Source organism: Burkholderia sp. Ac-20344 (genome assembly GCF_017104975.1).
Classification (GTDB): Bacteria; Pseudomonadota; Gammaproteobacteria; order Burkholderiales; family Burkholderiaceae; genus Burkholderia.
Map to the genome: position 1 here is coordinate 1 of NZ_JAAGPP010000235.1, position 9,178 is coordinate 9,178.

General features: G+C 68.8%; 8 protein-coding genes and 1 pseudogene. 4 read left to right on the top strand and 5 right to left on the bottom strand.

Annotation, left to right across the window (positions count from 1 at the left end; translation table 11 throughout):
- Both G3N64_RS36830 and G3N64_RS36835 read right to left on the bottom strand, forming a co-directional pair.
- A partial coding sequence (locus tag G3N64_RS36830; protein WP_205788544.1) for an alpha/beta hydrolase fold domain-containing protein occupies positions 1–2,005 on the bottom strand: 2,005 nt, incomplete at its 3' end.
- Positions 1,992–3,707 carry a GMC family oxidoreductase N-terminal domain-containing protein gene (locus G3N64_RS36835; protein WP_205788545.1) on the bottom strand — a complete coding sequence of 572 codons (1,716 nt, stop codon included), beginning with the start codon at positions 3,705–3,707 and terminating at the stop codon, positions 1,992–1,994. The genes G3N64_RS36835 and G3N64_RS36830, both read right to left, overlap by 14 nt.
- Positions 3,708–4,020: 313 nt before the next feature.
- Between G3N64_RS36835 and G3N64_RS36840 the strand changes: the two genes are divergently transcribed.
- On the top strand, positions 4,021–5,052 hold the full coding sequence (locus G3N64_RS36840) for an AraC family transcriptional regulator (RefSeq protein ID WP_205788546.1): 1,032 nt from the start codon (positions 4,021–4,023) through the stop codon (positions 5,050–5,052).
- A gap of 54 nt (positions 5,053–5,106) precedes the next feature.
- Positions 5,107–5,616: an N-acetyltransferase gene (locus tag G3N64_RS36845; RefSeq protein WP_205788547.1), complete on the top strand. Its 510-nt coding sequence runs from the start codon at positions 5,107–5,109 to the stop codon at positions 5,614–5,616.
- A 16-nt stretch (positions 5,617–5,632) separates the two neighbouring features.
- Here G3N64_RS36845 and G3N64_RS36850 read toward each other — a convergent pair whose 3' ends face one another.
- The 3 genes from G3N64_RS36850 to G3N64_RS36855 all read right to left on the bottom strand — a co-directional run bounded on the left by G3N64_RS36850 (position 5,633) and on the right by G3N64_RS36855 (position 7,598).
- On the bottom strand, positions 5,633–6,586 hold the full coding sequence (locus tag G3N64_RS36850) for a leucyl aminopeptidase (protein WP_205788548.1): 954 nt from the start codon (positions 6,584–6,586) through the stop codon (positions 5,633–5,635).
- 58 nt (positions 6,587–6,644) lie between these two features.
- Positions 6,645–6,767, bottom strand: coding sequence for a hypothetical protein (locus G3N64_RS40290; protein WP_006766865.1), 123 nt, complete (start codon positions 6,765–6,767; stop codon positions 6,645–6,647).
- Between the two features lie 375 nt (positions 6,768–7,142).
- Entirely contained in the window at positions 7,143–7,598 is a 456-nt protein-coding gene (locus tag G3N64_RS36855) for an Lrp/AsnC family transcriptional regulator (RefSeq protein WP_205788549.1), read from the bottom strand.
- Between the two features lie 123 nt (positions 7,599–7,721).
- On the opposite strand from G3N64_RS36855, the gene G3N64_RS36860 reads away from it, so the two are divergent.
- Both G3N64_RS36860 and G3N64_RS36865 read left to right on the top strand, forming a co-directional pair.
- Positions 7,722–8,267, top strand: a complete 546-nt coding sequence (locus tag G3N64_RS36860) for an alpha/beta hydrolase (protein WP_205788550.1) — start codon at positions 7,722–7,724, stop codon at positions 8,265–8,267.
- A 228-nt stretch (positions 8,268–8,495) separates the two neighbouring features.
- A pseudogene (locus tag G3N64_RS36865) lies at positions 8,496–9,134 on the top strand (YbfB/YjiJ family MFS transporter); the annotation flags it as partial.
- Positions 9,135–9,178: the final 44 nt, after the last annotated feature.

The window sequence follows — 9,178 nt, forward strand, 5'->3', positions numbered from 1 at the left end:
TCAGCGCACCGCCGGCCGAATCGCCGGCGATCACGATCCGGTGCGGCGCATGGCCCTGCGCGCGCATCGCGTCATAGACGGCCAGCGCGTCGTCGAGCGCGGCGGGGCTCGGATGCTCGGGGGCCAGCCGGTAATCGGGCACCCACACCGGCAGGCCGGCCTCGTTCGCGAGCCGCGTCGTCCCGCCGCGATGCGTATGCGGCCCGCCGCGACAGAATGCGCCGCCGTGCAGATAGAGGATCGCGCCGCCCCCGTCGCCGCGTTTCGGCGCAACGATTTCGACCGGCACGCGGTGCGCGGACGTACGGTAGCGCAGCGTGCCGCCGGTGCCGGGCATCAGCGGCGACAGCAGTGCGACGACGCGGCGCTGCATGCGCGCGCCGAACGGCGGCCCGATCAGCGGCCGGAACGCGACGCGCAGGAAGCCGCGCAGCGATGCGGCCGTGAGGGCCTCCAGCCGCCCGGCGGGCGGCGCGACCACCACGCCGCGCGCCGGTGCGACCGACTCGGGCAGCGGGTGCGTGAAGCGATAAGCGGACATCCCGGTGAAGCGGGTGATCCACCGGTAGGTCAGCGTGAAGCCCGGCCAGTTCGTGCTGTTGTGTCCCGATGCATCGACGTACCAGCTCTTGCAACTGTTCCACACCGATCCTTCGAGCCGCTGCTGCACATGCGTGTTGAAGCGCCGGTAGCGGCGCGCGTCGACGTCGATCTCGCGCGCGCCGTCGCGCTGCATCGTGCGCAGGCAGCGCATCACATGCGCGATCTGGCTTTCGAGCATGTAGACGATCGAGTTGTGCCCGAGATTCGTGTTCGGGCCGTACAGCATGAAGAAGTTCGGAAAGCCGGGCACGGTGAGCCCGAGATACGCCTGCGCGCCACGCCGCCATGCGTCGTTCAGGTCGAGCCCGTCGCGGCCCGTGATGCGCATCGGCGACAGGAACTCGGTTGCCGCGAACCCCGTGCCGTAGACGATTGCGTCGACCGGATGGTGCAGGCCGTCGACGGTCTCGATGCCGTCCTCCGTCACGCGGCGGATCCGCTGCGTGACGAGCGCGACGTTGTCGCGGCTCATCGCGGCAAGGTAGTTGCTCGACAGCAGGATGCGCTTGCAGCCGATCGGGTAGTCGGGCGTGAGCCGCGCACGCAACGCGGCATCCGGCACGTCGCGTGCGAGCAGCTTGAGGAACGGCCGGCCGACCGCGACCTTCATCAGATTGTGCAGGCGCGTGAATGCGATCGCGCGCGATTCGTAGCGCAGGTAGATCGATGCGCGATGCAGCTTCATCGCCCACGGCAACCGGCGGGACAGCGCCTTCTCCCACGGGCGGTACGCGCGGTCGGGGCGCGGCATCACGTAGGCCGGCGAACGCTGGAATACGACCAGGCGCTGCACGTCGCCGGCGATCGCCGGGACGAACTGGATCGCCGACGCGCCGGTGCCGACCACCGCCACGCGCTGGCCGGCGAGCGCATAGTCGTGATCCCAGTGCGCGGAGTGGAAGGCGCGGCCGCGGAACGTGTCGATGCCGGGCAGGTCGGGCATCGCGGGGCGGCTCAACTGGCCGGTGCCGCTGACGAGCACGGCGGCGCTCAGCGTCGTGCCGTCGGCGAGCGTGACGCGCCACAGCGCGGCGGCTTCGTCGTAGCGCGCGTGCGCGACTTCGGCGCCGAAGCGCAGGTAGCGCGCGAGGCCGTACTTGCGCGCGCAATGCTGCAGGTACGCATGGATTTCGGGCTGCGGCGCGAACACGTGCGACCAGGCCGGATTGGGCTCGAACGAGAACGAGTACAGGTGCGAGGGCACGTCGCAGGCGGCGCCCGGGTAGCTGTTGTCGCGCCACACGCCGCCGACGTCGTGCGAGCGTTCGACGATCGCGAAATCGTGGATGCCGGCACGTTGCAGCGCGATCGCCATGCCGATGCCGGCGAAGCCGGCGCCGACGATGATCGCCGCAAGCGGGGCGGCGGATTCGGTCAGATGGGCTGCGTCACGCGACGACATGGCGGGTTTCCTCCGGCTGGAGGGCATCGTGCGCGGCGCACGCTGCTGGAACGGTGTCGCGATCCGTCGCTGCGTCGGCGGCTTCGCGCTGCGGTCGCACTTGCGTGCGGCTCACGCCGCGGATCAGGTCGACGGCCTTCTCGGCGATCATGATCGTGGGTGCGTTGGTGTTGCCGCCGATGAGCGTCGGCATGACCGACGCATCGACGATGCGCAGCCCCTGCAGGCCGCGCACGCGCAGTTGCGGATCGACGACGGCGAGCGCGTCGTGCCCCATCCGGCACGTGCCGACCGGGTGATACACGGTGTCGGTGCGCCGCCGCAGCACGTCGCGGATTTCATCGTCGGTGTCGACGTTCGCGGTGAACAGGTCGCGCGTGGTCCAGCCGGCGAGCGCCGGCGCTTCCATCAGCCGGCGCGTGAGGCGGAAGCCCGCGACCATGTCGTCGAGGTCGCGCGGATCGTCGAAGAACGCGGGATCGATGCGCGGCGCGGCGAGCGGATCGGCGCTGTCGAGCGTGACCGAGCCGCGGCTGCGCGGCCGCAGCAGGCACACGTGGCACGACAGCCCGTGGCCGGCGTGCAGCTTGCGCGCGTGATCGTCGACGAGCGCGACGACGAAGTGCAGCTGGATGTCCGGGGCGTCGAGTTCGGCGCGGGTCTTCAGGAAGCCGCCGCCTTCCGCGAAATTCGACGTCAGCATGCCGCGCCGTTCGCGGCGAAAGCGCGCAAGCTCGCGCAACATGCGCAGGCCGCCGCGCGCGGACACGCCCATCGTATCGACGCTGCGCGTGCGGTAGCCGAAGATGAAATCCGGATGATCCTGCAGGTTGCGGCCGACGCCGGGCAGGTCGGCATGCACGGCGATGCCCTGTTGCTGGAGTTCGCGGCCCGGGCCGACGCCCGACAGCATCAGCAACTGCGGCGTCTGCAGCGCGCCGGCCGCGAGCACGACTTCGCGCCGTGCGCGCAGCGTGCGGACCTCGCCGCGCTGGCGCACTTCGACCCCGACCGCGCGCGTGCCGTCGAACAGGATGCGCAGCACCTGCGCGTGCGTCTCGACCGTCAGGTTGTCGCGCCGGCCGACGTGCGGCAGCAGGTACGCGCGCGCCGCGCTCCACCGTTCGCCGTGCTTCTGCGTGACCTGGTAGAGGCCGATGCCTTCCTGCTGCGCGCCGTTGAAATCGTCGGTGAGCGGCAGGCCTTCCTGCTGCGCGGCTTCCAGGTAGCGCGCATGGAACGGGTTGCCGGTGCGCAGGTCGCTCACCCACAGCGGGCCGTCGCGGCCGTGCCACGCATCGTCGAAGCGCTCGTTGTGCTCGCTGAGGCGGAAGTACGGCAGCACGTCGTCGTAGGCCCAGCCTTCGTTGCCGAGCGCGGCCCAGCCGTCGTAGTCGACGCGATGGCCGCGGATATAGACCATCGCGTTGATGGCCGACGAACCGCCCAGCGCCTTGCCGCGCGGCTGGTAGCCGATGCGTCCGCCGAGGCCCGGCTGCGGCACTGTGTCGAAGGCCCAGTTGTTCACGCGGGTCGGCATCATCGCGACCGCGCCGGTCGGCACGTTGACGAGCGTGCCGTCGCCGCGGCCGCCGGCCTCGAGCACGCAGACGGTCACGGCCGGGTCCTCGGTCAGCCGGCCGGCGACGACGCAGCCGCCCGAACCGCCGCCGACGACGATGTAGTCGAAAGTCTTGCTCATGGATCGTCTCCTGGGTCGATAGTCGATGGATCAGGCGGGGCGCGGCAGCGCGCACCGGTGGCCGGCGCGCGGCGGGCGGATCGCGCGCGGCGGGGCGGGGGCGCGGGCGAACGCGGCACGCGGGTGTACGAAGCGGGTTGCGGGATCGGTCGTGCGACTCGGTCGCATGGTGTCTCCTCCGGAGGGAGATGGCGTCGTTCGGACGACGACTGGATGACGCCGATGGTGCTGGCCGCATGGGAAAACACCAATGCTGCTTCGGGACAATTGTTTTAGTATTTGGGCCAAATCGGCGCTTCGAGGGTTTCTCCGCATGAGCTTCTGGGATTTCACCCGGAGTCCGGCCAGCGCCCGGCTGCTGGTCGATTTCGGCGACGAGCGCGGCGTGCCGCACGCGACGCTGCTGGCCGGCACGGGGCTCGCGGACGCGCAGCTCGACGATCCGAAAGTCGAGGTGACGGCCGCGCAGGAACTGCGGCTGACCGGCAACCTGCTGCGCGTGCTCGGGCGCACGCCGGGCCTCGGGTTCGAGGTCGGCCGGCGCTACCACTTCTCCGCGTACGGCGTGTGGGGCTATGGGCTGATCGCCAGCGCGACCGCGCGCGACGCGCTCGCGCTGGCGATGCGCTTCCTGCCGCTCACCTACGCGTTCACCGTGATCACGTACCGCGAGGAAGACGGGACGTGCATGCTCAATTTCGGCGCGCCGGAACTCGATGGCGCGCTGAGCCGGTTCCTCGTCGAGCGCGACATGGCAGCCGCGGCCGTGCTGCTGCAGGAAATCGGCGGCGACGCATTCGCGTTGTCGCGCTTCACGCTGCAGGCGACGCGCGCGCCGTCCGTGCCGGTGCCGCGCATCGCCGGCGTCGAACCGGTTTTCTCGGCGCGCGCGAACAGCCTCGCATTCGACCGCGTGTTTCTCGACCGGCTGCTGCCGCACGCGAATCCGCTGACGGTGTCGATGTGCGAGCAGATGTGCGGCCAGCTGCTCGAAGCGCGGCGCGCGCGCGTGGGCACGTCGGAGATGGTGCGCCAGTACCTGACCGCGACACCGGGCGCCACACCGTTCTCGCTCGAGGACATGGCGCGGCTGATGAACACGAGCCCGCGCACGCTCAAGCGCCGGCTGCAGGAGGAGGGCACGACGTTCCGGGCGCTGCTCGCGCAGGCGCGCGGCGCGATGGCCGAGACGTTGCTCGGCGACGCGCACCTGTCGCTCGCGGAAGTGGCCGAGCGGCTCGGCTTCAGCGATCTGTCGAGTTTCTCGCAGGCGTTCAAGCGCTGGTACGGCGTGCCGCCGGGCGCGTATCGCAGCGCGGCGCAACGGGGCAGCGGCGGTTCGTGAATCACGGTACGATCGCTGGCTTTCCTGCCGACATTCAATCACGAGAGAACCCGCATGATCACGATTCGCCCGATGACCGACGACGATTTCCCGCGCTTCTGGCCGACCTACCGCGCGATCGTCGCTGATCAGGAAACCTATGCATTCGATCCGGCGCCGACGCAGGAAGCGGCGCGCGCGCTGTGGCTCGACGCGCCGCTGTGCACGTGGATCGCCGAAGAGGACGGCGTCGTGCTCGGTTCGTACTACCTGAAGGCGAACGCGGCCGGGCCCGGCAATCACGTGAGCAACTGCGGCTACATGGTGAGCGAGGCCGCACGCGGCCGCGGCGTCGCACGCCTGATGTGCGAGCACTCGCAGCAGGTCGCGCGCGAGCGCGGCTTCCTCGCGATGCAGTTCAACTCGGTCGTGTCGACGAACGAGGTGGCGGTCGCGCTGTGGCAGAAGCTGGGGTTTGAAATCGTCGGCCGGCTGCCGCGCGCATATCGTCACGCGCGGCTCGGCTTCGTCGACAGCCTCGTGATGTTCAAGTGGCTCGGCGACACGGGGGCCGCCGAAGCCTGAGCACGCAGCCGCTTCGTCAGACGGCGAACGCGCCGTCGAACACGATCCGGTCGTCGAGCGCGAGCGTGCCGCGCGCGAAGATCAGGTCGAGATGGTGGCTGCCGTTTTCGCCGCCGCCGAGCCCGAGGTGCAGGCCCGGATGACGTTCCTCGAACCCCGCGTTGCGGCCGTACAGCCCGCGAATCCCGAGGTTCGTGCCGATGCCGAATTCCTCGATCCGCCGGTGATTCGCATGCCGGTCGAGATAGGTCGAGAAATCGCGCCGGAAGCCTTCGTTGTCGGTATCGAAACCGACGATCATGCTGTTCTCGACATGCAGTGTTGCGAGCCGTTCGGCCACCTTGTACTTGATCGCGAACGGCACGGTGCCGAGAAACGTGCCGCTGAAGACGATCGAGCCGTTGAGGTCGGTGACGTGCGTCGCGATCTCGCCGGGCACGACGTCGAGGTTGCCCATTCCGTCCACGCTCGTCCATTTCTGGTCCGGTGCGAGCGAGCCCGTCAGCGTGTTGCCGGCTTCATCGATGAAGCGGATCTGCGACGCGCGTGCGGCCGCGTCGATCAGCCGGCCGTTGCGTGCCGCGATGTCGTCGAGCGATTCGGCGAACGCCTCGTCGAGATGCGGGCCGTAATCCTTGAACAGCACCGACTTGCTCCAGTGCTCGACGATCGCGGGGCGGATCGCGGCGAGGAACGGCGGCCCGCTCGGCGACGGCGTCGGCAGGCACGACGAGTCGTACAGCAGCACGAACAGATCGGCGCATTCGAGCGCGGCAGCGATATCGGCGGGCGGGGTGCTTTCGAGGCAGAGCGTGGTCGCGTCGAGCGAATCGGGCAGGGCGGAAAACGCGCGCAACGCGACGTCGCGGTTGCGGGTGTCATGGCCGACCAGCAGTTTTCCCGACTCGCCGCGCGCAAGCTTGTCGCGCAGCGCGGGGTGGAAGCCCAGCGCGCGGTGCAGGTTCAGCATGCGTGTCTCCGGAAACGGCGGAAGGGCCGCAGCCCTTCCGCGAGAACGGGTGGCCCGCTCAGACCGGCCAGAGCGCGGTGCCGAACGGCACTACGGCGTCCTCGACCATCATGTCGACGGCCTCGGGGTGCGTGTCTTCCTGCATCCAGTCAAGCAATTCGATCTGCTGGGTGTCCTGCATGTCAATTCTCCTGTGGTGAACATGAGTGATTCAACATGAAAACGCGGCTAAAAAGTTGCCACTCCTCATCAGGCATTTCGTGAATGCGCGACGAGTGGCGTTGATATTAGTCTGAGGAATTTACGAATGCAATGCGTTGCAAGGTTTTTAGCCAAAGCGTGCTAAACACGGGGGATTGGCGAGTCGTGTGCCGTAAAACACGGATAAAGCGAATGACGGATGCGATGTCATTTTTTCAATGACCGGAATTGGAATCGACGCATTGCATTCGGCGATTTTTCATCGGGAATTCAAGCGCCCCGATCGTCGCGATCGATGTCGTTTGCGGCGGCAGTGCATTCGAATGCGTCGCCGGTCAGCAGCCTGCTACCCGTGTCAACCGAGCAGCGCCTTGCCGAGCGGTTTGGCCGGCTCGGACCGGAGCACCAGCGACGTCGTGACCGCGCCGAAGCGGGCGATCGCGTCGATGAGGGTTTCCAGTTGTGCCGGTGTCGGCACCAGGACCTTCAGCAGGAAGCAATCCTCGCCGGTCATCCGGTGGACCTCGATGACGTGCGGCATCTCGGCGAACGCGCGCAGCGCAGGCTTGATGTGTTCGTGCGTCGTCTTCAACCGGATGATGGCCATCATTCCCAACCCCAGCGCGGCCGGATCGATCCGTGCGCCGTAGCCCGCGATGATGCCGCGTTCTTCCAGCCGCTTGACGCGCTCCGACGTGGCAGGCTGCGACAGCCCGATGCGCCGGCCCACTTCGGACAGCGGCATCCGCGCGTTTTCCTGTAGCGCCTCGAGGATCGAAAGATCCAGGCGATCGAGCTCTCCGTTCGACATGTCCGCTTTCCCGCTCCGTTAATTCATCGGCATATTGTCTCAATATCCGATGATTTGCCATTCCCGGCCGGTTTCCGGCAGGCCAGACTGCGAGCTCGCCTTTTCATGGAGAGGGAGACGGAGATGGATCAGACGATCGTGATCGTGCCGGGGATCGGCAACTCGGGACCGGACCATTGGCAGAGCCACTGGGAGGCCGCGCTTCCGGGCGCCATCCGCATGGCGCCTGCGTCGTGGGATGCGCCCGACCTGCGTGACTGGATGGCGGCGCTCGACGAAGCCGTCGCGCAAGCCGCGGCACCGCCGGTGGTGATCTGTCATTCGCTGGGTTGCCTGCTGTTCGCACATTGGCGTGCGGCGTCGACGCGCGTCGTGCGCGGCGCATGGCTCGTGGCGGTGCCCGATCCGGGCGGCCCGCGTTTTCCGGCCGCGGCCCGTGCGTTCGCGAATGTGCCGGGCGGCGATTTCGGTGGCTTGCCGGTGCTGGCGATCGCCAGTTCGGATGACGGGTACGACCCGTCCGGGAACGGCATTGCATGGGCGAGCGCGCGTGGTGCGACGCCGCTGCTGCTCGGCCCGCGCGGCCATCTGAATGCGGAGGCGGGATTGGCGGAATGGCCCGAGGGGCGTGCTTTGCTCACGGCCTTCGCGGCCGGATTGCGGGGGTAGCGCAGGCAAGCGGCGGACGTTTTCCGGCGATTGCCGCCTCTGCCGTCGATGCAGGGGCGAACCGGCCGATGCGCCGGCTTGCTGTTGCCGGCGCATGCCGGCCCGGGACGGCTCAAGTATGATCGGTCGACAGCCGCGGAAGCCTCGTGAGCCGGGAATGACACATGCGAGCACCCTGTTCCGTCGCAACGACATGTCCCGCATTCGAACGACAAAGGAGACGACCTGATGCGCACAGCGCCGCAACCGGAGCATGCCGGCCCGTCGCGGCCGGACCCCGGCGCGACCCGCCCTTACCCCGACCGTGATCCCGATCGCATGGCCGCGTGGCGGCTCGCGATCGGCCTGTCGCTCGGCAGCGCGATCGCGCTCGGCCTCGCGCGCTTTTCGTATGCGCTGCTGCTGCCGCCGATGAAGGCCGATCTCGGCTGGACGTTCGCACAGGCCGGCGCGCTGAACACCGCGAACGCGGCCGGCTACCTGATCGGTGCGCTCGCGTTTCCGTTGCTGTCGCGGCGCTGGCGAGCAGGCTCGCTGCTGGCGGCCGGCTGCGCGCTGACCGCGTTGCTGATGGCCGCGTGCGGGCTCACGTCCGGCATGCACGCGCTGCTCGTGCAGCGGCTCGCGACCGGCGTCGGCAGCGCGCTGATCTTCATCAGCGGCGGCGTGCTGGCCGCGCGGCTCGCATCGGCGTCGCCGCGCGATGCGGGGTTGCTGCTCGGCCTCTACTACGGCGGCACGGGGTGGGGCATCGTCGCATCGTCGCTGCTCGTGCCGGCGACGCTCGTGCAGGGTGTCCATGGCTGGCAGCCTGCGTGGTTCGCACTCGCGTTCGCCTGTGTGCTGTTCTCGGCGGTGGCCGTGTCGGTCGGAATAGCGGCGTGTAGGGAAAGGGGGTAAATGAGGGGTTT

Excerpts from the sequence above, each read along its gene's own strand:
- G3N64_RS36855 (WP_205788549.1), bottom strand. The coding sequence starts at position 7,598 with ATGTCGAACGGAGAGCTCGATCGCCTGGATCTTTCGATCCTCGAGGCG.
- G3N64_RS36850 (WP_205788548.1), bottom strand. The coding sequence starts at position 6,586 with ATGCTGAACCTGCACCGCGCGCTGGGCTTCCACCCCGCGCTGCGCGAC.
- G3N64_RS40290 (WP_006766865.1), bottom strand. The coding sequence starts at position 6,767 with ATGCAGGACACCCAGCAGATCGAATTGCTTGACTGGATGCAGGAAGAC.
- G3N64_RS36840 (WP_205788546.1), top strand. The coding sequence starts at position 4,021 with ATGAGCTTCTGGGATTTCACCCGGAGTCCGGCCAGCGCCCGGCTGCTG.
- G3N64_RS36860 (WP_205788550.1), top strand. The coding sequence starts at position 7,722 with ATGGATCAGACGATCGTGATCGTGCCGGGGATCGGCAACTCGGGACCG.
- G3N64_RS36845 (WP_205788547.1), top strand. The coding sequence starts at position 5,107 with ATGATCACGATTCGCCCGATGACCGACGACGATTTCCCGCGCTTCTGG.
- G3N64_RS36835 (WP_205788545.1), bottom strand. The coding sequence starts at position 3,707 with ATGAGCAAGACTTTCGACTACATCGTCGTCGGCGGCGGTTCGGGCGGC.